Origin of the sequence: Dolichospermum sp. DET69 (assembly GCA_017355425.1) — a bacterium.
GTDB lineage: Bacteria > Cyanobacteriota > Cyanobacteriia > Cyanobacteriales > Nostocaceae > Dolichospermum.
Genome location: CP070233.1, coordinates 1,961,747 through 1,986,148, shown reverse-complemented (window position 1 = coordinate 1,986,148; position 24,402 = coordinate 1,961,747). Strand labels below are relative to the sequence as shown.

20 protein-coding genes, 1 tRNA gene and 1 pseudogene are annotated in these 24,402 nt (G+C 38.6%); 18 read left to right on the top strand and 4 right to left on the bottom strand.

Features of this window, described 5'->3' with window-relative positions; all coding sequences use genetic code 11:
• Window positions 1–369: 369 nt before the first annotated feature.
• Window positions 370–1,446, bottom strand: coding sequence for a magnesium-protoporphyrin IX monomethyl ester (oxidative) cyclase (gene acsF / locus EZY12_09305; GenBank protein QSX69753.1), 1,077 nt, complete (start codon window positions 1,444–1,446; stop codon window positions 370–372).
• A 352-nt stretch (window positions 1,447–1,798) separates the two neighbouring features.
• Between acsF and EZY12_09300 the strand changes: the two genes are divergently transcribed.
• The 11 genes from EZY12_09300 to EZY12_09250 all read left to right on the top strand — a co-directional run bounded on the left by EZY12_09300 (window position 1,799) and on the right by EZY12_09250 (window position 13,544).
• Window positions 1,799–2,674 carry a metal-dependent phosphohydrolase gene (locus tag EZY12_09300; GenBank protein ID QSX69752.1) on the top strand — a complete coding sequence of 292 codons (876 nt, stop codon included), beginning with the start codon at window positions 1,799–1,801 and terminating at the stop codon, window positions 2,672–2,674.
• Between the two features lie 108 nt (window positions 2,675–2,782).
• Window positions 2,783–4,240, top strand: coding sequence for a TM0106 family RecB-like putative nuclease (locus tag EZY12_09295; protein ID QSX70599.1), 1,458 nt, complete (start codon window positions 2,783–2,785; stop codon window positions 4,238–4,240).
• Between the two features lie 265 nt (window positions 4,241–4,505).
• Entirely contained in the window at window positions 4,506–5,687 is a 1,182-nt protein-coding gene (locus EZY12_09290) for an esterase-like activity of phytase family protein (GenBank protein ID QSX69751.1), read from the top strand.
• 170 nt (window positions 5,688–5,857) lie between these two features.
• A complete protein-coding gene (locus EZY12_09285) occupies window positions 5,858–7,330 on the top strand; it encodes a serine/threonine protein kinase (protein QSX69750.1) in 1,473 nt (490 codons plus the stop codon).
• Between the two features lie 192 nt (window positions 7,331–7,522).
• Window positions 7,523–7,596, top strand: a tRNA-Asp gene (locus EZY12_09280).
• A gap of 99 nt (window positions 7,597–7,695) precedes the next feature.
• Window positions 7,696–9,138 (top strand): glutamate--tRNA ligase, encoded by a 1,443-nt coding sequence (locus tag EZY12_09275; GenBank protein QSX69749.1) that lies wholly within the window; start codon window positions 7,696–7,698, stop codon window positions 9,136–9,138.
• Between the two features lie 275 nt (window positions 9,139–9,413).
• Complete coding sequence (locus EZY12_09270) at window positions 9,414–9,896, top strand: hypothetical protein (GenBank protein ID QSX69748.1); 483 nt, start codon at window positions 9,414–9,416, stop codon at window positions 9,894–9,896.
• A 493-nt stretch (window positions 9,897–10,389) separates the two neighbouring features.
• Window positions 10,390–12,276, top strand: a complete 1,887-nt coding sequence (gene ftsH2, locus EZY12_09265; protein ID QSX69747.1) for an ATP-dependent zinc metalloprotease FtsH2 — start codon at window positions 10,390–10,392, stop codon at window positions 12,274–12,276.
• Window positions 12,277–12,564: 288 nt separating this feature from the next.
• Window positions 12,565–12,753, top strand: a complete 189-nt coding sequence (locus tag EZY12_09260; GenBank protein QSX69746.1) for a hypothetical protein — start codon at window positions 12,565–12,567, stop codon at window positions 12,751–12,753.
• A 97-nt stretch (window positions 12,754–12,850) separates the two neighbouring features.
• A complete protein-coding gene (locus EZY12_09255) occupies window positions 12,851–13,246 on the top strand; it encodes a type II toxin-antitoxin system RelE/ParE family toxin (protein ID QSX69745.1) in 396 nt (131 codons plus the stop codon).
• Window positions 13,233–13,544, top strand: a complete 312-nt coding sequence (locus tag EZY12_09250) for a helix-turn-helix transcriptional regulator (GenBank protein ID QSX69744.1) — start codon at window positions 13,233–13,235, stop codon at window positions 13,542–13,544. Before EZY12_09255 ends, EZY12_09250 begins: the two co-directional genes overlap by 14 nt.
• Window positions 13,545–13,626: 82 nt before the next feature.
• Here the strand turns inward: EZY12_09250 and EZY12_09245 are convergent, their stop codons facing one another.
• Window positions 13,627–15,213, bottom strand: coding sequence for a glucose-6-phosphate isomerase (locus EZY12_09245; protein QSX69743.1), 1,587 nt, complete (start codon window positions 15,211–15,213; stop codon window positions 13,627–13,629).
• A gap of 517 nt (window positions 15,214–15,730) precedes the next feature.
• On the opposite strand from EZY12_09245, the gene EZY12_09240 reads away from it, so the two are divergent.
• The 5 genes from EZY12_09240 (at window position 15,731) to EZY12_09220 (ending at window position 20,169) form a co-directional block, all read left to right on the top strand.
• Complete coding sequence (locus EZY12_09240) at window positions 15,731–16,864, top strand: branched-chain amino acid ABC transporter permease (GenBank protein ID QSX69742.1); 1,134 nt, start codon at window positions 15,731–15,733, stop codon at window positions 16,862–16,864.
• Between the two features lie 42 nt (window positions 16,865–16,906).
• A complete protein-coding gene (locus tag EZY12_09235) occupies window positions 16,907–17,503 on the top strand; it encodes a hypothetical protein (GenBank protein ID QSX69741.1) in 597 nt (198 codons plus the stop codon).
• 24 nt (window positions 17,504–17,527) lie between these two features.
• Window positions 17,528–18,313 carry an ABC transporter ATP-binding protein gene (locus tag EZY12_09230; GenBank protein ID QSX69740.1) on the top strand — a complete coding sequence of 262 codons (786 nt, stop codon included), beginning with the start codon at window positions 17,528–17,530 and terminating at the stop codon, window positions 18,311–18,313.
• Between the two features lie 49 nt (window positions 18,314–18,362).
• Entirely contained in the window at window positions 18,363–18,587 is a 225-nt protein-coding gene (locus tag EZY12_09225; GenBank protein QSX70598.1) for a type II toxin-antitoxin system HicB family antitoxin, read from the top strand.
• Between the two features lie 220 nt (window positions 18,588–18,807).
• On the top strand, window positions 18,808–20,169 hold the full coding sequence (locus tag EZY12_09220) for a GTP-binding protein (GenBank protein ID QSX69739.1): 1,362 nt from the start codon (window positions 18,808–18,810) through the stop codon (window positions 20,167–20,169).
• Here EZY12_09220 and EZY12_09215 read toward each other — a convergent pair.
• Window positions 20,164–20,441 (bottom strand): annotated as a pseudogene (locus EZY12_09215) (hypothetical protein). The gene EZY12_09220 and the pseudogene EZY12_09215 overlap by 6 nt on opposite strands.
• Before the next feature lie 257 nt (window positions 20,442–20,698).
• Here EZY12_09215 and EZY12_09210 point away from each other — a divergent pair.
• Entirely contained in the window at window positions 20,699–20,959 is a 261-nt protein-coding gene (locus tag EZY12_09210) for a Calvin cycle protein CP12 (protein QSX69738.1), read from the top strand.
• 523 nt (window positions 20,960–21,482) lie between these two features.
• Window positions 21,483–21,956, top strand: a complete 474-nt coding sequence (locus EZY12_09205) for a hypothetical protein (protein QSX70597.1) — start codon at window positions 21,483–21,485, stop codon at window positions 21,954–21,956.
• Between the two features lie 293 nt (window positions 21,957–22,249).
• Here the strand turns inward: EZY12_09205 and EZY12_09200 are convergent, their stop codons facing one another.
• Entirely contained in the window at window positions 22,250–24,250 is a 2,001-nt protein-coding gene (locus EZY12_09200) for a pentapeptide repeat-containing protein (protein ID QSX69737.1), read from the bottom strand.
• Window positions 24,251–24,402 lie beyond the last annotated feature (152 nt).

The following is a 24,402-nucleotide window of genomic DNA, read 5'->3' as shown; positions in this document are numbered from 1 at the left end:
TTTAACACATCTTTATCTGCGTTCATCTGCGTTTATCCGCGTTCAATGATTCAGAATATTTAACTGAACTTTATTGACAGATTTCCCGCTGTTTAATGTTCCCTTCTTCGTTGAAGAAGGAGTCACCGAGTCAGTAGCCACCGAGTCAGAATCAATCAGTCGAGGATTCAGACCTGCGACTGATTAAAGACCACCAAATCTGCGATTTGGTGGGGGTCTTAAACCCAGTTATTCATCCGCCACTCGCACAGAATACCCAACTGAATTCTGAATTCTGACTCCTGACTCCTGAATTCTGTTTGATAAACAATAAAAAAGGTGGTTCTGTCAAAAACAAAACCACCTCTTCAAGAAAAAATTAAACTCAAATTAACGAGCTTGACCGTGAGCAGAAACCGCATCAATAGGCTTCATCAGATACAATTGTAATAACTGCCAACCATGAGATAAATAGATTGGGAATTTTTGCAAGAATTGCAGGAATTTGGGAGTATTAGAGCTAGAAATTGCTGCCAATTTTTCGTTATTTTTGACGCAAACATCTAAACGCTGATAAAACGCTGGGTTCTCAACATCCAACATCACAGGGAAGACTCTACCAGCAGTTTCATTGGTCTTCTTAATGACATGAATATCATACTCTCGTGCATCTAAACCCAAGGAAGCATAGAAATCCTTCCGTTGAATATCATTGAGATACATCGTTGCAAACACTGACAACAGGAAGAAGCGACTCCATAGTTTTGCTCTCCAGTCATTCAACATTTGTGGCTGCGCTCTCATAACCGCATCAAAGAAATCACCGTGACGGTTTTCATCCTGACACCAGTTTTCAAAAAAGTTGAAAATTGGATAAATCCGATCTTCAGGATGGGCTGCTAAATGACGATAAATGGTGATATAGCGCCAATAACCAATCTTTTCAGAAAGATAGGTAGCGTAAAAGATGAATTTGGGCTTAAAGAAGGTGTAACTACGGCTTTTCGTCAAAAACCCTAAATCTAAGGAAAGATTAAAGTCTGACATGGCTTTGTTCAAGAACCCAGCGTGACGGGCTTCATCCCGTGACATTAGGTTAAAGCCTTCAGCTAAAAGAGGGCTTTTATCCTTTAAGCGACGGCCGAGTTCTTTGTATAACAAGAAACCGGAAAACTCTGCTGTACAAGAACGTTCGAGAAATTCAACGAACAATTTGCGAGTTTCCCCATCAATACTGTCCCAGGATTGTTCAAACTGAGCATCTCGAACAAAGTGATGGCGATTGTAGTCAACGCGGAATTCTGCGATAATGGCTTCTAATTCGTCTTCATTGACGGAAAGATCCATCTGCGCCATTTCATCGAAATCGGTTGTGTAAAACCTTGGTGTTAAAAGGGTTTCCTTAGCAGGGGACTTAACTCCAGAACGGATTTCGTCAAAGCCTGGTTTTCTGAGGGATTCTACCATGTTTTGATTTGCTCTTTTATCTTTCTTATCTTGAATACACACAGAGAGCTGATCCTTATGCTCTCACAAGGTGCAGATGACAAAAGTTATAATTTTGTATGAAATTTAGTGTAGCAATATTTAGCCTAAAAATGGGCAGATAAATGATAAAGAGTTGCCAAAATCAATAAAAAACGATTTATACTCTATCTTATGGATGCCGCCTTTGCGGAGCAGTGGGTTAAACTAGCCAAAAATCCAGAAAATCATTTAAGCTAGAAAAATAACTGTTGATCAGTTATAAATATTTCCTTTTCCTACAGCTTCAGCCAAAAAACCCGAATATATTAAATATATAGTTTGAGAACCCCGTATGTTCAATACCACTGAAATTATAATTAATGCTTTCGTCAGTCAAGTTCGGGAAGGATATCAACGCACCTATGGTGGTTTAAACACTAATTATCAAGACATTATTGCTTGGGCTGGCAATATGGCTTTAGAAACCATCGCCAATAGTGATGCTTTATACCATAATGTTGAACATTCCGTACTTGTCACCTTGGTAGGACAAGAAATTTTGCGGGGTAAACATATCCGTGAAGGTGGAGTTTCCTGCGAAGATTGGCTTCATTGCATTATTTCCCTCCTCTGTCATGATATTGGCTATGTCAAAGGAGTTTGTCGTCAAGATCAAGAATCTGAAGGTTTATATGCTACCGGTCAAGATGGTGGCATGGTTTCTGTTCCCTTTGGCGCTTCTGATGCTAGTCTTACCCCCTATCATGTAGATAGAGCTAAACAATTTATTGATGAACGCTTTGGTGGACATCCGCTCATTGATGCCGAAGTCATTAAAAGTAATATTGAATTAACGAGATTTCCCGTACCTGCGGTAGATGATCACCACGATTCCCATAGTTTTGCTAGTTTAGTCCGCGCTGCTGATTTAATTGGTCAATTAAGCGACCCGCGTTACTTAAAAAAAATCACCAGTTTATACTATGAATTTGAAGAAACTGGTGTAACTAAACTTTTGGGATATCAAAATCCTGGGGATTTACGCAAAAACTACGCCAAATTTTATTGGAATAGTGTTTATCCTTATATTACAGATGGTCTGCGTTATCTATCCTTGACTCAACAAGGAAAACAAGTTATTGCTAATCTTTACTCTAATGTGTTTGTTATTGAACATGAAAAATCACAATCCGAATTACAATATTTTGCCAACCAATTCAATTCTTAATCAGGCAGAATTCAGGAGTCAGGAGTCAGGAGTCAGGAGTAAAACTGGCTTAGTGTCTAGTTTTGAATTTGGATTGTGTACCTCATTGATCTGCGATCTGCTGTAAGGATGTTAATTAATGCTCAACATTTACTGCAATTTCAACGCTGTCAGCGGCGACCTTTTTTAGATGTTCACGGTGATTACCTTGAGCGAGAGATTGCCAATGAATTGGTACTGAAGGTACAACAAGACAAAATTGCTCATCATCAGCGAATAGTCAAAAAGTTAAGTTACTACGAACCCAATTATACTTCAAGAGATTGGCAAGCTGGAGCAGCATCAACTCTAGAACTGATGCAGCAAGGAGTTAGTTACATTCGTCGTGGTGTGCTATTAACTACATATCGTGAAAAATATACTTTGCTGAGTCGTCCGGATTTACTTGTCAAACAGCCGGGGGAATCCCGTTTTGGCAATTGGAACTATGTCCCAGTTAATATTGAATTGGGTAAACGTCCTAAACAGGAATATCAAGTAGTTATTGCTTTTCATGCCCAAGTTTTAGCCACAATTCAGGATGTAATTCTCAGTAAAGCGGGGCTGATATTGCGAGATAAGGATAAAACATACCTGGTGGATTTAGATAAATGGACACCACAAATGTTAGATATTTTAAATGAATATACTCAAGTCATTGACTCAGCAGCAGCACCAGAAATTTTTATTTCTCGGCAAAAGTGTACACTTTGTCATTGGTATAATTATTGTCATGCGATCGCCAAATCTCAGGAACACCTTTCCCTGATACCAGGTGTAACACCCATTCGCTACACGCAACTACAAAATCTGGCTATCACCACTTTAGAATCACTGGCTCACACCCATCCTAGCACCTTAGAAAACCTCATAGGATTTGATAGTAATGTGGCCACTAAATTAGTTATCCAAGCCCAATCAGCATACACTAAACAACCTTTAATTCTTGCTGATTGCTTTTCCTTAGAATATTTGACTTTTAAAGCCCCCATTGAACTCTATTTTGATATTGAAGCCCAGCCAGATTTAAATTTAAATTATCTTTTAGGTGTTTTAGTTGTAGATAGACTAGCTAACACCGAACAATTTTATGCTTTTTTAGCTGAAACACCAGAGCAAGAACCATTAATTTGGCAGCAATTTCTGAATTTAGTTAATCAATATCCCCAAGCACCAATTTATCATTTTTGTGCTTATGAAGTAGATACAGTCAAACGCCTTGGTAAACTGTATCGCACACCATACTCCCAAATTCATCCCATACTGAATCGATTTATTGATATCTATGAACAATTAATTCAAAGTGTGGCTTTACCAATAGATAGTTATGCGTTAAAAAGCATTGCCCGTTGGTTAGGGTTTGAATGGCGTGAACAAGCAGCCAATGGTGCTAAATGTATTTACTGGTATGATAAGTGGTTAGAAACAGGCGATCGCACCCTATTAGCCATCATCCAAGACTACAACGAAGATGATTGTCGCGCCACCCGGACAGTGAAAGATTGGCTAGTCAGTTTTTTTGCAAGTGCATCAGAGATTCCCAAATAAAAAAATATCCTAAAATTTCTGGTGGTGCAGGCCAAACAGCCTGCTAATAATATTACAGCACTTCCTTTGTGTTATGAGGTAGAAGAACCCCACACCCAACCCCCTCCCCGCAAGCGATGAGGGGGCTAAGATGTACCTCATAAAAGCGAAACCTGCTGTATGATAGGCAGGATGCCCATCATACAAGATTGGATAGCGTAACTAGCACTGCTTGCAAGCAGTTCATCTTTTTTGTGGAATTCTCTAAACTCCTAGATTCTCCTATATGCCACGTCTCTTAAAACCTCGGAAACTGCCCTTAATTCTCGTCTTGATTATTCCACTAATTCTCATTAGTTTTTTGTCTAGTAATTTCGTTTCCGCCTCTTCAATTGTCAATAGTATAGAATTTATTGGACAAGCTACCTTACCCACAGGTTTAATTTTCCAAAAAACCGAAGTTGGTGGTTTGTCGGGAATTACTTATGATCCTAAAAATAATCTATACTACGCAATATCCGATGATCCAGGGCAAAAAGCACCACCTCGTTTTTATACTTTAACAATTGACCTTAGTAAAGGTAAATTGACTAATAACGATGTTATGTCCGTAAGTGTAACAAACTTATTAAGTAACAATAATCAACCATTTCTTCCCAATACCACTGATACAGAAGGAATTGCCCTCACCAATCAAGATACCATATTTGTGTCTTCTGAAGGTCACGTAGACAGATTGGTAAATCCCTTTATTAAAGAATTTGCGCTGGCTTCTGGAAAAACAATTAGTACCCTACCCATACCAGATAAATTTTTACCAGATTCCCAAAAGCAAAAAGGCATCCGCAACAACTTAGCCTTTGAAAGTCTCACCATTACACCTAATCAAAAATTCCTATTTACAGCCACAGAAAATGCCTTAATTCAAGATAGTGTAGCAGCTAAATCTGGTGTTGGTACTTCTAGCCGCATTTTGGCATATAACCTCTTAACCAAGCAGCCAGCACAGGAATTTCTTTACCAAACACAACCAGTTACAACCTTGTTTAATCCTACTGGTAAATTTGCCAGTGGCTTACCCGATTTACTAGCTCTCGATAACGAAGGACACTTTCTCAGTATAGAAAGAAGTTTCACCGGTTTGGGATTTACGGTTTTTCTATTTCAGGTTTCCCTAGATAAAGCCACTGACATTCATAACCTAGACAGCATTGCCAAAATTGACCCTGATAAAATCAAGCCAGCAGAGAAAAAACTCCTGTTAGATTTACGAACTTTAGATGTATCATTAGATAATATAGAGGGACTGACCCTGGGTGCAAAATTACCTGATGGACAACCATCACTAATTTTAATCAGTGATAATAATTTTAATGGGTTACAACAAACCCAAATTTTAGCCTTTAAACTGAAAACTGAATCTCCACTGACTAGATTATTACGCCGCTTAAGAATACCTAACTTTTAACAAAAATCAGGGGTTGCCGATAGCGTAGCTTGGCGAAAAATAAGCCTTAATAGCATTAAAAATTAACCCACTTTTTAAAGTTATTTAGAAATCTTAAATTACAAACCCTGTAGGGGCTGGGTTTCCCCGTCCTCGATTGTATTTCATCCGACCTATAGAGGTTATCTAAAGTGAACAAAAGTCCATACCTACCTCCACAAAATCAGGAATTGGTGGCCAACCGTTATCAAATTAAAACATTAATTGAAAGAGGTGGCATGGGTGAGGTATTTTTAGCAGAAGATATGTTGCTAGGAGGAACACAAGTTGCTATTAAGTTTTTATCTCAAACTGTTATTGATCCTCAAAGACAAGAAAGCTTTAACCGTGAAGCTCTTCTCAGTGCAGCTTTAAGCCAAAAAAGTATTCATATTGTCCACGCTTATGATTATGGTGTAACTAGTAATGGCAACCCATATTATGTAATGGAATATTTATCTGGACAGAGTTTAAAGGAATTAATTCCTCTGCCAGTACCAATATTTCTCAATCTATCACGTCAAATTTGTTTAGGTTTGAAATGCGCTCATCAAGGTGTCAATATTGACGGAAAAATTCATCTATTAGTCCATAGAGATATTAAACCTGCTAACATTATTGTCACCCCAGATCCTATATTGGGTAACTTAGTTAAAATATTAGATTTTGGGATTACTAAATTCCTGAGTAGTACAGAATCAATTGCTATCAGTGAAGAATTCTATGGAACTTTACCATACTGTTCTCCTGAACAATTAGACGGTGGGCATATAGATAGTCGTTCAGATATTTATAGCTTAGGTGTCATGATGTTTGAAATGTTGACAGGGCAAAAACCTTGGCAACCAGACGCAGAAGGATTTGGAGCTTGGTATCAAGTGCATTTATTTGAACCACCAAGACATATATCTGATGTTAAACCCCGTCTCCAAATCCCGCAGCAACTAAATGATTTAATTATAAATTGTTTAGCTAAAAAGCCGGAGCAACGTCCCCAAAATATGACAGAAATTCTCAAAATTTTGGAGAATATAGCACAATTTCTTGACAAAGTATCTTTAGCTTCGAGTTTTAGAAATGCTGAGTTATCTAAAACAAAAATAATGGTTGAAGAGCAATTCATTTGGCCTGAAAGTAAACCAATTCAAGAAATTGTCTTTCCCCAGCTAATTAGTGAAGAAAAAGTATTCACAACTTCTTTGTGGTTAATGTTGCCACAATCAGAAATTCCCAATTATGCGTATACTACACGCTACACTCGATTTATTTTTATTACATATCCCCATCCGATGTTGTTATGGATAACGCTACTTTACGACCGAGACCTTACCCCTAAGTGGCTACCATGTTATTTAGATATGCAAAATTCCCAAAATCTCAAATTGGTGTGGTCATTGGCAGAAAATGAGTCTTATTCTTTACTTTTCTTTACCTTAGAACCCCCATATAGCTGCACTAATATGTTTAGTATCAGCATTTCTCCACCACAAACGCAAAACCTAAAAAATTGGGTGCAACAAAGTAAAAATATTACGGCTTCTACCGAAACTACAACTAGCAAAAACTTGTTAAAGCAGCAATACAAACAAATACAACTAGAAATAATAAAGCATCTAGAAGCATGATGAAGGAGTCACCGAGTCGGGTTTCCCGTCGCAGGCGACTGGCATCCCCATGCTCCGGTATAGTGAGAAGTGGGGCTTCTGCTGATTCAGCTAACTACCAAATTCTGATATAAAAAAAATTTTTCTCAAACTACTTGACAAATAGAAAAAGAAGAGGCATGATAGTGAGAGTGCAAGTTAAATCGAACTCAAGGGACTGTAGTTCAATTGGTTAGAGCACCGCCCTGTCACGGCGGAAGTTGCGGGTTCGAGCCCCGTCAGTCCCGTTCTAAAATACTGAATATGAAATAGGGAGTTTATAAAAAAAGCTCACAGGCTTTCATATCAGAAGGTGTAATCATGATTTATAAAAGAGAGAATCAACTGTGACCGTTAGAGTCCGCATAGCTCCGAGTCCTACCGGAAATCTACATATTGGTACGGCGAGAACCGCTGTATTTAATTATTTGTTTGCCCGTCACCATGATGGCAAGTTTATTTTAAGAATCGAAGATACAGATTTAGAGAGATCGCGTCCTGAATATACAGATAATATTCTGGCTGGACTGCGCTGGTTAGGAATGAACTGGGATGAAGGGCCATTTTTCCAATCTCAACGCCTAGACCTTTATAAAGAAGCCGTTCAAAAATTACTAGATCAAGGTTTAGCCTATCGTTGTTATACCACCTCTGAGGAATTGGACGCATTACGAGAAGGGCAAAAAGCCAGAAACGAAGCCCCTCGCTATGATAACCGTCACCGTCATTTAACTCCAGAACAACGAGCTGAATTTGAAGCTCAAGGGCGTTCTTCCGTGATTCGTTTCCAAATCGCCGATCATCGGGAAATTATTTGGAATGACCTGGTACGGGGGAAAATGAGTTGGCGTGGTAGTGATTTAGGCGGTGATATGGTCATTGCTCGCGCTACTACTGATGGTACTGGTCAACCACTATATAATTTTGTGGTGGTAGTGGATGATATTGATATGCAAATCAGTCATGTCATTCGTGGAGAAGACCATATCGCCAATACGGCTAAACAAATTTTGCTGTATGAAGCTTTGGGGGCGAAGATTCCCGAATTTGCCCATACACCTTTAATTTTGAATCAAGAAGGGCGAAAACTATCGAAGCGAGATGGAGTCACTTCCATTTGTGACTTTCAGAATATGGGCTTTACTGCGGAAGGTTTAGTCAATTATATGACTTTGCTAGGATGGTCACCAGCGGATTCTACTCAGGAAATATTCAATTTAGAATCAGCAGCTAAGGATTTCGGCTTTGAGCGGGTGAATAAAGCTGGTGCTAAATTCGACTGGGATAAATTAGATTGGTTGAATAGTCAATATCTCCATAATATGCCAATTGATAAACTGACAGATTTACTTGTTCCCCACTGGGAAAAAGCTGGTTATCAATTTACAGATGGGAGAGAACGGCCTTGGTTAGAGCAGCTAGTGGGGTTAATTGCGGCTAGTTTGACTCGGTTGGTAGATGCTGTGGAGATGACCAAAGTATTTTTTACTGCTGGGGTAGAATTGACGGAAGAAGGCAGTCAACAACTACAGCAAGAAGGGGTGAAGACTGTACTGCAAGCAATTATCGCAGCTTTAGAAGCTCAAACAGAGTTATCAGCAGATACTGCTCAAAGTATTATTAAGCAAGTTGTGAAAACAGAAAATGTGAAAAAAGGCTTAGTCATGCGATCGCTCAGAGCTGCCTTAACCGGGGATGTACACGGACCAGACCTAATCCAATCTTGGCTGCTACTTAATCAGATTGGTTTAGATAAATCCCGTTTAAATCAGGCAATTAGCCATAATTAATTACTGGGTATGGGGTCACTCAATTTTGGATTTAAGATTTTGGATTTTGGATTGACTTTACCCTAAAGTGTAGAAACTCGAAAATTTTAGATTTTGGATTGACAATTTTTCCGTTGTGAGAATGACGGGTCTTGTACCAAATTTTTTAATCTAAAATCTAAAATCTAAAATCTAAAATTTAAATTCCCCCAGCGGTACTCAAGTCTTTTCTCCAAAGGAACTTGAGACCGTCAATTCATGTCTTTAAAGGTATTTAGCAATCTTCTCTAATTGCAATGTCAAAAACAGCGTTGACGACAGGAATCATAGTGATACTCTGCGTTACAGCCGGATTTAATCCCGTGGCTCATGCTCAACCAGCCTCGCCAATTTTTGAAGATGTGACTATTCAACATCCACTTTCTCCAAATCCATTGACAGTCAGGGGTATGAGTGGTGGTGCCATACCGGGAAGCAAAATAGCGGGAAAAGCAGAAACACAACCAACTGGACCCTGTAAAGGATTTATGGATGAAGCCCCAGACCATACTGTGAAACTTACTAGTAAATTTGACTACCTAAAGTTTGTCGTCCAAAGTCCTGCGGATACCACCATGATTATTAAAGGCCCCGGTGGAACTTGGTGTAATGATGACTTTGACGGTAAAAATCCCGGTATTGTTGGGGAATGGCTACCAGGTACTTATCAAATTTGGATTGGTTCTTACGGTCAAAATGAGTATCTACCTTATACCTTAAAAATTACGGAAGTTAAGTAAGAAGAGGTTTTTGACCTTTTTTAGTTCAGCTTTTACCCTAAGTTTGTGCTTGTAGGGCAAGTTTGTATTAGAATTAAGTTAAGTTTAATTAAGATTCCTGATAAAAATCCTGGATCTGCCATAGAACATCGTCTGAACTGTGATTTTGGTGATTTAGGTGATTTCTGTGATTAATTGCTTGCTTTAACCGATCAATTAATCATCGAGATCACATTAATCATGTAAATCATACAGCACTTCCTGGTGTTATGAGGTACAAGAACCCCACCCCCCAACCCCCTCCCCGCAAGCGATGAGGGGGCTAAGATGTAACTCATAAAAGCGGAAACCGCTGTAGTTCAGACTAATTAATCATCGAAATCCCATCAATCATGCAAATCATAGTTCAGACTAATTAATCATCGAAATCACATTAATCATGTAAATCATAGTTCAGACAATTAAGTTCAGACAATTAAGTTCAGACAATTAACATTTAGAAGGAAAATTAAAGATGAAATTCTCTTGGAGAGTCGTAGCACTCTGGTCAGTCCTAGCTTTGGTAATTGGCTTTTTCTTTTGGCAAGGTGCTTTTGCAGGTGTTCCTGCGGATACAAGTAAAAATACTGCCAATACCCGCATGACCTACGGGCGCTTTCTAGAATATTTGGACGCAGATCGTGTTACCAATGTCGATCTTTACGATGGTGGTAGAACAGCAATTATTGAAGCTAATGACCAAGACATCGAAAACCGCACTCAACATTGGCGGGTAGATTTGCCGATTAATGCTCCTGAATTAATTCAAAAGCTCAAACAAAAGCAAGTCAGTTTTGATGCCCACCCAATGCGGAATGATGGAGCAATCTGGGGACTTTTGGGTAATTTAATTTTCCCAGTATTATTGATTACTGGATTATTCTTTTTGTTCCGTCGTTCTAATAGTCTTCCCGGTGGTCCTGGACAAGCGATGAATTTCGGCAAATCCCGCGCTCGTTTCCAAATGGAAGCGAAAACTGGCGTGAAATTTGACGACGTAGCCGGAATTGAAGAAGCCAAAGAAGAATTACAAGAAGTTGTTACTTTCCTCAAACAACCTGAAAAGTTTACTGCTGTAGGGGCGCGGATTCCTAAAGGAGTATTATTAGTTGGACCTCCTGGAACTGGTAAAACTTTACTCGCAAAAGCGATCGCAGGTGAAGCGGGTGTGCCTTTCTTCAGTATTTCTGGTTCGGAGTTTGTAGAAATGTTTGTGGGTGTGGGTGCTTCCCGTGTCCGTGATTTGTTCAAAAAGGCTAAAGATAATGCTCCCTGTATCATTTTTATTGATGAAATTGACGCGGTGGGTCGTCAACGGGGTGCGGGTATTGGTGGTGGGAATGATGAACGGGAACAAACCCTCAACCAGCTATTAACAGAAATGGATGGTTTTGAAGGCAATACTGGGATTATTATTATTGCTGCTACTAACCGTCCTGATGTCCTAGATGCAGCTTTGTTGCGTCCCGGTCGTTTTGATAGACAAGTACAGGTAGATGCACCAGACATTAAAGGTCGTTTAGAAGTATTACAAGTTCATGCTAGAAATAAGAAATTAGATAAGAGTGTATCCTTAGAAGCGATCGCTCGCCGGACTCCGGGATTTACTGGTGCAGATTTAGCTAACCTGCTCAATGAAGCCGCTATTCTCACCGCTAGAAGACGGAAAGAAGGTATCACTTTACTAGAAATTGATGATGCTGTTGATCGGGTAGTTGCTGGTATGGAAGGTACTCCCCTGGTAGACAGCAAGAGTAAGCGGTTGATTGCTTACCATGAAATTGGCCATGCTTTGGTGGGGACTTTACTCAAAGACCATGATCCTGTCCAAAAAGTGACTCTGATTCCTAGAGGACAAGCCCAGGGTTTAACTTGGTTTATGCCTAATGAAGAGCAAGGTTTAATTAGCCGTTCTCAGCTAAAGGCTAGAATTACAGGTGCTTTAGGTGGCCGCGCTGCTGAAGAGGTAATTTTTGGAGCAGCAGAAGTTACAACTGGTGCGGGTGGAGATTTGCAGCAGTTGTCAGGAATGGCACGACAAATGGTAACTCGATTTGGAATGTCTGATTTAGGGCCTTTATCTTTGGAAAGCCAACAAGGGGAAGTTTTTCTAGGTCGGGACTGGACAACTCGTTCTGAGTATTCTGAAGCGATCGCTTGTCGGATTGATGCCCAAGTGAGAATAATTGTGGAAGAATGTTATACCAATGCTAAGAAGATCATGCGTGATCATCGTAGTCTTGCCGACCGTTTGGTTGATTTGTTGATTGAAAAAGAAACCATTAACGGTGAGGAATTGCGGCAAATTGTCGCTGAGTACGCGGAAGTACCTGATAAATCTCAGTTTGCCCCCATGCTGTAAGATTTAATTTGGAATCAGATCCCCGATTTCTTGAAGAAGTCGGGGATTTTGTCTTTTTATTAATTGAATAATTGCAAGATAGTTCTTCCTTATCAACTTCACGATAACATTTTTAAAATTGTTTGTCAATACCTAAAATCTCTTTTTTTCGGTTGGCGTTTTTGCATTGCTTAATGGTGTCAACTTACATAACCCAACTGGGAATGAATTCCCAGTCTCATAGCAAAAGTCGTCTCAAGACGACTCAATAACTAGGGTTTGCTGGATAAGTAACCAAAGCAAACTTCTATGCGCGATCGCTTTTATCTTTGGAAAGCCAACAAGGGGAAGTGTTCCTGGGTCGGGACTGGACAACCCGTTCTGAGTATTCTGGAGCGATCGCTTGTCGGATTGATGCCCTTGCTGAGTATAATTGTGGAAGAATGTTATACCCCACATTCCGCACTTCATTGTGTAGTTGAATATTTAGATATTTGAATATTTGCGTACGCAAAACACCAAACATGGAGGTCATTGTGCCAAAGTATCTGAGTTAGCGTATAATAACAATATTGATATAGTGAGAGAGTGTGCAGTGCCTGAAACCCAGGTTGTTTTCTACCAGGAGGATGGGGAAGTACCTGTTCTGGAATGGTTGACGCGACTTTTAAAAGAAGACCGCAAAGGATATGCAAACTGTGTAGCTCGCATCAAGCAACTTGCGGCTTTAGGATACGAACTGCGTCGCCCTGGGGCGGATTACCTGCGAGATGGAATTTATGAATTGCGGGCAAAGCATATTCGTGTCCAGTACCGGATTTTGTACTTCTTTTATGGGCAAAACGTGGCGATTCTGGCACAAGCCATTACAAAAGAACAAGCAGCAGTACCAGCAATTGATATCGAACGAGCGATAGCGCGAGAGCGTTTATTTGAGGAAAACCCAGAAGCACACACTTACTACGAGGAGGAAGACGATGGCCAAGACTAAGGATGCGATTAAAATTATTGACAAGATGACTCGTACTGATCCTCAACTTGAGGCAATGATAGCGGTATCTGCTATTAATGCAGAAGTGGCACAATTAATATATGAAGCCAGAACCAAAGCTGGGTTAACGCAGAAACAGTTGGCTGAACTGATTGGCACAAAACAACCAGTAATTGCACGGCTAGAAGATGCTGACTATGAAGGACATTCTCTTTCCATGCTGCAAAAAATCGCTCATGCTCTTAATCAGCGGGTAGTAATTCATCTGACCCCAATGGATGAACAGCAAATTGCATAGTACCTGATAAATCTCAGTTTGTAGCAATTATGTAGAGAACAAGATCCCCGACTTCTTGAAGAAGTCGGGGATCTAATTGTATTTAACCGAGAGAAACAGTTAAACTTCCTGGTTTAGCTAAATCACCAGTTAACACCACACCCCGATTATTACTATGTAAATGACGGAGAATTTTGTAAATTGCTTCAACCTCTTCAGCAACGCCGGCAATATCTGCAAGTTCAGTTATAGAAAGTGGTTTTTTCTGAGTTTGTAACACTTCTAAAACTCGTTTTTGTAAATCCAGAATCACAGCAGCGGCTTTTTTACCAGCTTCTACGCCAGGTTGATGATAAGCATTGACATTTACCAAACTGGCATATAAACCTACAGCCCGTTCATACAATGCAATTAACGCGCCCACTGTGCGAGCATTAACTTGAGGAATGCTAACTGTAATGGAATCGCGGTTATTCTCATACAATGCTTGACGAGTTCCTAACAAGAAACCAGAGAGATAATCACCAGCAGTCACTCCAGGATCAACTTCTGTAGATTTTCCTTGACGATCTTCTAAAACTTCAATCAAGGTTGCAAAGAAATTGGGAACACCTTCCCGCAACTGTTGTACATAGGCGTGTTGGTCGGTTGAACCTTTGTTACCATAGACTGCAATCCCTTGATATACAGTTTTCCCGTCTAAATCCTGTTCTTTACCCAAGGATTCCATGACCAGTTGTTGTAAATAACGGCTAAATAACAACAAACTATCTTTATAAGGTAAGACAACCATATCTTTCTCACCTTTGCCATTGCCAGAGAAATACCAAGCAAGGGCTAATAAAGCGGCTGGGTTATGTTTGAGATTAGGAACGCGGGTGGCATCATCCATTTCTTTTGCACCATCCAGCATGGCACGGATATCAATGCCTTGTAAAGCCGCAGGAACTAGCCCTACAGCGGACATTTCGGAGGTACGTCCACCTACCCAGTCATACATGAAAAACCGGGCTAACCAATTTTCAGATTTTGCGACTTTATCCAAGTTGCTATCTTGTCCAGTAATCGCAACTGCATATTTAGAAAAGTCTAAATTTTGGGCTGCATAAGCCTGTTTGACCTCAATCATGCCGTTGCGAGGTTCGGGAGTGCCTCCAGATTTGGAAATCACTAATACCAAAGTAGTAGCTAGTTTATTGCCAATTTGGGAGAGAACTCGATCAATTCCTGTGGGATCGGAATTGTCAATAAAGTGAATATTTAGGGGTGGTAAATCGGGGGAAAGGGCTTCAGCGACGAATTGGGGACCTAGGGCTGAACCACCAATACCGATAGAGATGATATCTGTGAAGCTGCGCTCTTTGGGGGGATGCACTGCACCAGTGTGGATCTGGTCAGCAAAAGCTTCGATTTGTTCTAAAGTTTGAACTATTTCTTGGGTTAGTTCGGGAGTGGGTGCCAAATCTGGATTTCGTAACCAGTAATGACCTACCATGCGGTTTTCGTCGGGATTGGCGATCGCACCCTGTTCTAATTTTGCCATATCCGCAAACGCTTTGTCAAACTTCGGTTGCAGCGATGCCACAAAAGCATCATCAAACCGCATTCGACTGATATCTAAATACAGTCCTAATCCCTCGTGTAAATATAACCAATCTTGGTATCGTTGCCAAAGTGCCTGAGCATCCATAAGAGGGAAATCTCAAATATATTCAAACTCCAGTTTAATGTATGGTTTTGGCGATCCCTGCTTTGTCTTATACAGTTTTTAATCATCTGACAGGAAACCGCTTGATAAAAATTTACAAAAGAAGGGAACAGGGAACAGGGAACAGGGAACAGGGAACAGGTAAGAAACAAAAGTTGCACCAGTTTAAAGCTCAGTTAAAAAAAAGATGTTTTTTAAGATGCGTAGCCCGAAAAAAAACAGTGTCATTATTTCAATCTCATGTTTTTAAACATGAGTTTTTCCTGTTCCCTGTTGCCCGTTCCCTGTTCCCTCTGAATTAATCTTTGAATTAAACATCGGGCATCGGTACAACACGCAGGAATTTGACTACCCGCTCATAAGCAGCAGGTTCTAAACTTTTAGTGAATTATCCTCAAGGTAGACTACAATTTATTATTTCACCAAGAGCCAGCAAAGCAAATTAAAGAAATAATTACCACTAACAACTGACCACTGACCACTGACCACTGACAAACTTATGATTGAATATCTGATTTTTCTGGCTATTTCTACCGCAACATTTGCCCTGTTTGGGTTAGGACTTAATTTACAATGGGGTTTTACAGGTTTAATTAACTTTGGTCATATTGCTTTTATGACCTTGGGTGCGTATACAACGGTTTTGTTAAGTTTAAAGGGCGTACCCTTGCTGCTATCGGCCGGAATTGGGGCAATTGTCGCCGCTTTGCTGGGTTTAGTTATTGGTTTTGCCACTCTGCGTTTACGCGAAGATTATCTTTCAATTGTCACTATTGGCACGGGTGAATTGATTCGATTAATAGTGAATAACCAGGATTTACCTGTGGGTAATGCTTGGATATCTGGCTCTTTTGGCGTGCAAAGTTATGTTGTCCCTTTATCAACAACCCCGAATTTATTCTTGCGGATAGTAATGATTGCTGTCCTGACTCTATTAACAGGAATAACATTATTTTCTCTTTGGCGTTGGCTGCGGACTGCTCAAATTTCTGCAAGTAATAATATAGTGAGAAATAATAGTATTCAACAAGAATTTATTTCTCGGTTGATAGTAGGATTTTGTTTAGGATTATTGACTGTGGCAATTTATGTTTCCGGTGTAATCGGACTATATAATTATAATCCCAAAGCAGGTTTAATGTTGTTGGTATTGTTAATTTTGGCTTTTGTTTTTTGGCGGTTAGAAATTTTAGTCCATTCTCCTTGGGGAAGAGTGCTAAAATCTATCCGGGAAGATGAAGAAGTTCCCAAAGCATTAGGCAAAAACGTATTTTCTTATAAACTACAATCATTAATGTTAGGTGGTGCAATTGCTGGAATTGCTGGGGCATTTTTTGCTTGGCAACTAGGAGCAATTTACCCTGATAATTTTCAACCTCAACTCACATTTGATGCTTGGATCATGGTAATTCTAGGCGGTTCTGGCAATAATCTAGGAACTATTTTAGGTGCAGTCATTTTCTTTACTTATGATGCCCTAACCAGAGAATTTTTACCCAAAATTGTTCCCCTAGATGTAGAACGGATTGGTGCTTTTAGGATCATGTTTATTGGTTTACTTTTAATGCTATTGATGATTTGGCGGCCTCAAGGTATTTTAGGCAAAAAGGAAGAACTGACTCTTGGTAAATAGTTGGTAATTAGGAAGAATAGCAATTTTCAAGAGGTAAATTTAATGGCTTATAGTGATTTTAAATTACAGGAAGTAGTTAAGAAATTTAGTTTAACTATTAATGAAAAAGTAGATTTATTTGCTGATACACCTGAAAGAGAATCAAGTACAATTTTAGATGCTGTGCTAAAAACTAATGTAGCTTTAGCATTAGCAATTAACACTGAAAAAGCTCGTTCAGAAATGATAATTGCCCCAGTTCTAATTGAAATCAAGAATCTTTTTAGTGAGGAAATTAGTTTATTTTCAGGTGTAGATTTTAATGTTGAACCAGCACAAGGTTTAAATGGAGTTTGCGACTTTATCATTAGTAAATCACCAGAACAACTATTTATTACTTCTCCTATTATCACCATCGTTGAAGCCAAGAATGAAAATATTAAAGTTGGATTAGGTCAATGTGTAGCAGAAATGATAGCTGCCCAATTATTTAATCAAAAAGAGGGTAATTATATAGATACAATTTATGGTATTGTCACCACAGGCAATATGTGGAAATTTTTAAAACTAGAAGATCAAGTAGTTTACATTGACTTCAGTGAATATTATATTAAAGATATCAAAAAAATATTGGGTATCTTATCTAAATCAGTTCATTAAAAATAAGTTGAGCATAAAATCATTATGGTAAATAATATCGAGTCACCTCAATTACCCCTATTAGCTGCTACTGGACTTTGTAAAAGTTTTGGTGGGATTAAAGCAGTTCAAGAAGCTAATATTGAAGTTGTCAAAGGGAGTATTACTGGCTTGATTGGTCCCAACGGTGCTGGTAAAACCACTTTATTTAATTTACTCTCCAATTTTATCCATCCAGATAAGGGTAGAGTCATTTTTGATGGTGAACCTATTCATCAGTTACAACCATACCAGATTGCCCAACAAGGATTAGTGAGAACTTTTCAAGTAGCCCGGGCTTTATCGAAGTTATCAGTATTAGAAAATATGCTGCTAGGGGCGCAAAAACAAACCGGTGAGAATTTTTGGCAAGTGCAATTTCAACCCCACATTGTAGCTAAGGAAGAAAAGCAATTAAAAGAACGGGCAATGTTTTTGTTAGAATCTGTAGGCTTGGAAAAAAAAGCCGCTGATTATGCTGGAGGTTTATCTGGGGGACAGCGGAAACTTTTAGAAATTGGTCGAGCATTAATGACCAATCCTAAGTTAATATTACTAGATGAACCAGCCGCAGGGGTAAATCCTAGATTAATTGATGAGATTAGCGATCGCATTCTAGATTGGAATCGTCACGACGGCATGACATTTTTGATTATTGAACATAACATGGACGTAATTATGTCCTTATGTGATCGAGTTTGGGTATTAGCCGAAGGACAAAATTTAGCTGTTGGTAGTCCTACAGAAATCCAAAATAATACCAAAGTTTTAGAAGCATATTTAGGACAATGATATTATATTAGATATGCCCAAAAAAATTAGAGAACTGAAAAATTTATTAATGAATAATCATTACACAATCATTATTCAATGGTCAGAAGAAGATAAATGCTTTGTGGTAAGTCTTCCTGAATGGGGAGAGTTTTGTCATACTCATGGAGACACTTATGAAGAGGCTTTAAAAAATGCCCAAGAAGTCTTAGAAATGCTGATTTCATCTTATTTAGAAGCCGGACAACCAATACCCGAACCGCAAATTATCGGCAAATCATTAACAGCGGCTTAATTTTAATCCTCATGTAGGTTGGGTTGAATCGAGGAAACCCAACATTTCAAAATTATCAGCATATTTAGGACTTTAAAAGATAGAATTAGAAAATCAATCAGTAGGGGTTTAGCATTGCTAAACCCGTACAATATTTAAGAATAAAGAACATTTTTCTGTTCCCTATTCCCTGTTCCCTATTCCCTGTTCCCTATTCCCTGTTCCCTATTCCCTATTCCCTGTGAGTAATCGTAACCTACAAGAAACTCATTTAAACCGCGCCCGTGCTAGTCTTAGACAAGCATTATCTTGGTATGGATATCTCCGTAAATCGGGACAAATGGCAGCAAATCCAGAATTGGCAAGTTTGCTAAAACCGGAAATAGAAGCAATAAACGCCACACTGAATAAATTAGATGCGAATGTCATTAGAATTGCAGCTTTTGGTTTAGTCAGTCGGGGAAAATCAGCAGTATTAAATTCTTTATTAGGGGAAAAAATTCTGCAAACAGGACCCCTAAATGGTGTCACTCAATGGCCACGTTCTGTACCTTGGAAACCAGGAGATAAAGTATTAGTCGAATTAATTGATACTCCCGGTTTAGATGAAATTGCCGGAGATTCACGGGCGCAAATGGCGCGAGACGTAGCGCGTCAAGCTGATTTAATCTTGTTTGTGGTTTCTGGGGATATTACGAGAACTGAATATCAGGGATTATTAGAATTACGTCAGGCACAAAAACCGTTAATTTTAGTATTTAACAAAATTGATTTATATCCAGAAACAGATAAAAATGCAATTTATAAAAATCTGCAACAATTAGGGGCAGGAAATATCCAAAATCAGCCATTATTACCTGATGAAATTGTCATGATAGCGGCTGAACCTGCACCAATGGAAGTTAGGGTGGAATATCCAGACGGAAGCATCACTTCTGAATGGGAAACACCACCACCGCAAGTAGAAGAATTAAAACAAACAATCTTAAATATATTAAATCGAGAAGGACGATCTCTTTTAGCTTTAAATGCACTAATTCAAGCCAGAGAATCTGAAGAAAATATCGCCCAAAAAACCGTTCATATCCGCGAAAAAGAAGCAGAAGATATAATTTGGAAGTTTAGCCAATATAAAGCCCTAGCCATTGGTTTAAATCCTATTGCTTTCTTAGATATAATAGGTGGTTTAATTACCGATTTAGCTTTAATTCGGGCTTTAGCTAAATTGTATGGTTTACCCATGACTAGCTATGAAGCCAGTGAATTATTAAAAACAATTTTATTTAGTTCTGGTGGTTTATTATTAAGTGAAATTGGCAGTAGTTTTATATTAGGTTTAGGTAAAAGTGCCGCAGCTATAGCTAGTGGTGATAATCCCTTTAATATTACTACTTTTTTCGGAAGTGCGATCGCCCAAGGTGGAATTGCCGGTTATGGTGCTTATACAGTCGGTAAAGCCGCCCAGTTATATCTAGAAAAAGGCTGTACTTGGGGACAATTGGGCGCTAATACTGTCATTCAAGAAATTTTGTCACAAGTTGATAAAAATACTATTTTGTATCGCTTACAGCAAGAATTAGGCGGTAATTTTGGGAATTTATAAATCCTTCCAAGCTTCGTCTTCTTCTGGTTCAAGCCAAACTTTATTGAGTGATGATTCACTTAACTCAAGAAAATCTTTTACTAAAATTTCCAAATCATCTACATTACTAACTTGCAAATTTTGAATCTTTTTAAGTGGTAGATTAGTTAGTTTAGCTACTAGAGATAAATCAATACCTTCTTGTATCATATTGAGTGCAACTTGAGTTAAACCTTCTTGTAACCCTTCCAGGCTTCACGTAAAGATTGAGATTGAAGTGCTAATTCACGCATAATTATAAGTTACAGATACTCTGTTTAAATTATAACTAAAATATTTAGATTATCTACTACTTTAGCATTAATAAATCCCTATTACGGAATGTTTAAGTCATGATTATATCATCATAGAATCAAAAAGTATATAAATTAACTAAAAATAATTATTTGAATTGTTACTCTGAAAAAGAGTTTACCAACTATGAGTAATTCTCTTCATTAGCAATCCTTAAAATTCCTAATTAACCTTTATTTTCCTCAACAGAGGTAACATGATCATGGTATCCCTAAACGAAGTTATCAATGGTAAAAAACCCATTGAAGAAGCAATTCTTGAAGCTATTACAGAAGCGCGGACAACCTGTACAGAAAATGGCAATAATTCCGCCAATTGTGCAGTAGCATGGGATATTGTCGAAGAATTGCAAGCAGAAAAAGCCCATCAAAAACAAGCAAAACACCGCAAAACAGCCTTAGAAGACTACTGTGAAATGTATCCAGACGCTTTGGAGTGTTTGATTTACGATCTTTAATTTAGATCGGCAGCAATTCTCATTTTAAAGAAATAAGATAAACTTCTCTTATTTAAATATAGGACTCCTATTTGATTTTTGATAGCTTGCGTGGCGTAGCCATACAAAACTCGGTACACCTTCATATTCTCAACCCGGATTTCTCACCACGATTTTCAAAAATGGCTTATAAGCCTGCCAGATAAGCGTTCCAGAGAAGGGCAGAAAAAATAGTCTGTCATTTTACACAATCAGCCGAAAGTCCAGTGGGGGTTGGGGTTGAGCAGTTTTAGCCAGGACTTGTGAGAAATCCGGGTCAAATCCTCTTGCCTTCCTACGCAGGAAAATATGGCTAACGCCACGCTATGCCTTCGGCACACTACGTGAACGCTATCAGCAATCAAACTGGAGTCCTATATTAATGATACTATTTTAGTTTGTTACCACAGTCATTTTCACCAATAAGGAGTAACGAGTGCAACTGCAAGTTCAGCTAATTCGTGTTGAGGATAGCACTCTTGTAAATGCGTATTTAGCAACCCCGATGGATTTATTACTTAATGAAGAATGGTTGAGAAAAAGTATCCAAGCTGAGGAAGAAGTAGGGGGTAATATTGGTGCTGGTTTAGATTGGGGTTCTGGTTTTGATCAACTGTTACTTAATCCCGAATTGTTTTATCGTTTAAAAACTTTGCGGATTTCGTTGAATCGAGAAGTGCGTTTGTTACTCAAAGATTGGAATTTAGGAACTGCCACTTCTATAGCATCTGCTACCGCCAGAGAGAAGTTGCTGGAAAGATTCAGGATACCTACACCTACTGTTAAAGAACATATTCAAGCTGTGTTGCAGAGGGATGAACTTTTTGGTGAGGAGTTTATTTCTAATCATCAGGTATTGCGCGAACTGCTTGGGGTAATATTGACAGAAAAAGATTGGGAAATGATTGCTTCAGTTGCGGCGGCTTCCTTGAAACAGCAAATTATGAATCAGGTTTTGGTTGAGAAGATGTCGGTATAAGCTAATCAATTTTGGTTTTACATATCTCAATTAAACAAAATTATTATGATAAAAAATTAATATGAAGTTGCATAGAATAAGAGTTAAAAAAAAATTGGCGGTTGCTATAACCGTACATTGAAGATGGATATCCTGCCCATCCTTGATGATTAGTGGGCAAGATGCCCGCACTACAAGAATTTTTTGGATATTTTTTATGTGCAAGTTTTGAAACTGAGGCAGGATGAGATTTTGCCAAATTTTTGCAGAAAATTATACTTATCCAGGCTTGAGTCCATTTACATCATCGCAGTTTACTCAGCTTCTTGCCAACCCTCAATAATTGCTACCAAAACGTTAACTAGTGGATTATCAACCGCTTCTTTAAATGCTTCCTTACCTCCAGACTTGAGCGCACTAATTACCCGTGCTTTCAAAGTTGAATTATTCCTGATCTCATCAGCAGCTTTAGCTGCAATTACTGTACTAGTTTCAGTGGGATTAGTTTCTTTCAATTGCTTGAGCAAATTCTGGATTTCTTTTGCAGCTTCTGCTAAATTCTGTTGGTTAGCTTCATTAATAGTTCCAGCTAATTTTTCTGTATTAACTGTACCTTTATTAACACCAATACCAAAGCTTCCACTTTGGCGAATAGTGTCTCCTCTCGTTTCAATATTTTCCACCGTTACTTCTCCTTGAATAATTAAGTCCTGGGGAGTGTTGATATATTCTATATATGTTACATTAACATATGGAATTTTATCTGTGTTATTAGAAGCAATTTCTGCCAGTCTGTTTTCGAGAAGCTCATCTACTGATGGTAACGATGTGGAGGAAGATGAAATCAATATTAAACCATCATCATATCTGGACAAGTAATCTTCTTTAAATTTCTGGGAATCAACAGTTTCAGAAAGTTTAACTTTAATAAAAACTTTATCTCCTCTTTTTCCTACAGCTACAATATCTAAAGTTTCATCATAATCTTTAGACATCTTTTTCAAAACTGTTAGAGCTAATCGAGGATTAATATCTTTATTATGGTAAATATCAATTGTATCTAGAATATACTTAGCAAAAAGAATAAAACCACCTTTTTTAAAGTTACCTCTATGGGGCATTGGGTCACGTTTATCGCCATCAACCCATTTCAAATAAACATAGTCACAAACAATTCCTTCAAGATTAGTGCCTTTAGTAAGTATCCAATCTTGGATACAACTTCCAGTTAAGCAAGCACCTCTTAAATTAGCTCTTTCAAAATTTGTGCGTACAAGTATACTTCTTGATAAATTAGCATTTGATAAATTAGCTTGATAGAAATCTACATCAATAAAACTAGCATTTTCTAAATTAGCTTCCTGTAAGTTCACTCCTCGTAAGTCTTGATGATCAAAATTTTTGTTCTGTCCAAGTCTAGTAACCAACAAATGACGCAATTGTGCCTTTTGAAGGTAAGTTGAACCAGGACGAATACGGTCTAGCATTTGAGCGTTATAGAAGCACGTACGAACCACATTAGCGTTTCTAAAGTCTGTACCTTTGAGTGATGCTCCTGTAAAGTTAGCGTCAGTTAAATTAGCTTTGCGAAAACTTGTACCACCAAAAGCACTAAAAGCAATAGCGATGTTCCGAATAATAATGTGCTTTTCGTTTCCTTTCATCGCCTGGTAACTAATATAAAAACTAAGTAACACTACTACTCCGGCAAAAGTAAAAGCTGCTGTGAAGACTTTAGCTCCATCTACAATTAAAATTCCTGCTATAACTCCCGCAACAGATCCGACAATAGCTCCAGTCAAGCTGAAGATTCCTGCACTCGCTATAGCAAAGGCTCCGGCACCAGATGCAGCCACAGATCCGATTCCAATGGAAGCTGCTGTTCCAAATACGATTATAGGTGCGATATTAATTACAGCAAGGATTCCAGTTACAACAAAAGCTACAGCTATAACTCCTAAACCCGCTTGTATTCCATAGCCAATAGTGAGTAAAGAGAAAGTGAAAAGTGCCGCTATGACAGCCCATCCAGCAATTTGATTACTGGATTGAAAGGCATTAAATCCTTGTGCAGCTATGTAACCGGCTTGACCCGCTATTGATCCTGATAATCCAGATAGTAGCAACGAAACAATGACCAGAAAAATAGCCCAACGTTTTTGCAGTCCAGCTTGAGCATTTGTGAAGTTAGCACCTTGAAGGTTAGCACCACTAAAATCTGCTCCTCTAATATCTGCATCGCTAAAATCTGCTCCAGCCAAGTCTTTATCTTTGAAAGAGCAACCTCGAAGATTTTTATATGGTTTTTTGTGCATAACTGGGAAAAAAGAGCATAGGACTTACTGTATAAATCAATATCTTCGCCAATTTGCCAAATAAAATATAGGTCTGAAAGCCAATAAAATCGTTACGATATCAATAGGGTTTTAGGATTTTGGCGAAGGTATTGTAAGTCTATCATCTTAAT

Excerpts from the sequence above, each read along its gene's own strand:
- acsF (QSX69753.1), bottom strand. The coding sequence starts at position 1,446 with ATGGTAGAATCCCTCAGAAAACCAGGCTTTGACGAAATCCGTTCTGGA.
- EZY12_09300 (QSX69752.1), top strand. The coding sequence starts at position 1,799 with ATGTTCAATACCACTGAAATTATAATTAATGCTTTCGTCAGTCAAGTT.
- EZY12_09295 (QSX70599.1), top strand. The coding sequence starts at position 2,783 with ATGTTAATTAATGCTCAACATTTACTGCAATTTCAACGCTGTCAGCGG.
- EZY12_09290 (QSX69751.1), top strand. The coding sequence starts at position 4,506 with ATGCCACGTCTCTTAAAACCTCGGAAACTGCCCTTAATTCTCGTCTTG.
- EZY12_09270 (QSX69748.1), top strand. The coding sequence starts at position 9,414 with ATGTCAAAAACAGCGTTGACGACAGGAATCATAGTGATACTCTGCGTT.
- ftsH2 (QSX69747.1), top strand. The coding sequence starts at position 10,390 with ATGAAATTCTCTTGGAGAGTCGTAGCACTCTGGTCAGTCCTAGCTTTG.
- EZY12_09260 (QSX69746.1), top strand. The coding sequence starts at position 12,565 with ATGCGCGATCGCTTTTATCTTTGGAAAGCCAACAAGGGGAAGTGTTCC.
- EZY12_09250 (QSX69744.1), top strand. The coding sequence starts at position 13,233 with ATGGCCAAGACTAAGGATGCGATTAAAATTATTGACAAGATGACTCGT.
- EZY12_09245 (QSX69743.1), bottom strand. The coding sequence starts at position 15,213 with ATGGATGCTCAGGCACTTTGGCAACGATACCAAGATTGGTTATATTTA.
- EZY12_09240 (QSX69742.1), top strand. The coding sequence starts at position 15,731 with ATGATTGAATATCTGATTTTTCTGGCTATTTCTACCGCAACATTTGCC.
- EZY12_09235 (QSX69741.1), top strand. The coding sequence starts at position 16,907 with ATGGCTTATAGTGATTTTAAATTACAGGAAGTAGTTAAGAAATTTAGT.
- EZY12_09230 (QSX69740.1), top strand. The coding sequence starts at position 17,528 with ATGGTAAATAATATCGAGTCACCTCAATTACCCCTATTAGCTGCTACT.
- EZY12_09225 (QSX70598.1), top strand. The coding sequence starts at position 18,363 with ATGAATAATCATTACACAATCATTATTCAATGGTCAGAAGAAGATAAA.
- EZY12_09210 (QSX69738.1), top strand. The coding sequence starts at position 20,699 with ATGATCATGGTATCCCTAAACGAAGTTATCAATGGTAAAAAACCCATT.
- EZY12_09205 (QSX70597.1), top strand. The coding sequence starts at position 21,483 with ATGGATTTATTACTTAATGAAGAATGGTTGAGAAAAAGTATCCAAGCT.
- EZY12_09200 (QSX69737.1), bottom strand. The coding sequence starts at position 24,250 with ATGCACAAAAAACCATATAAAAATCTTCGAGGTTGCTCTTTCAAAGAT.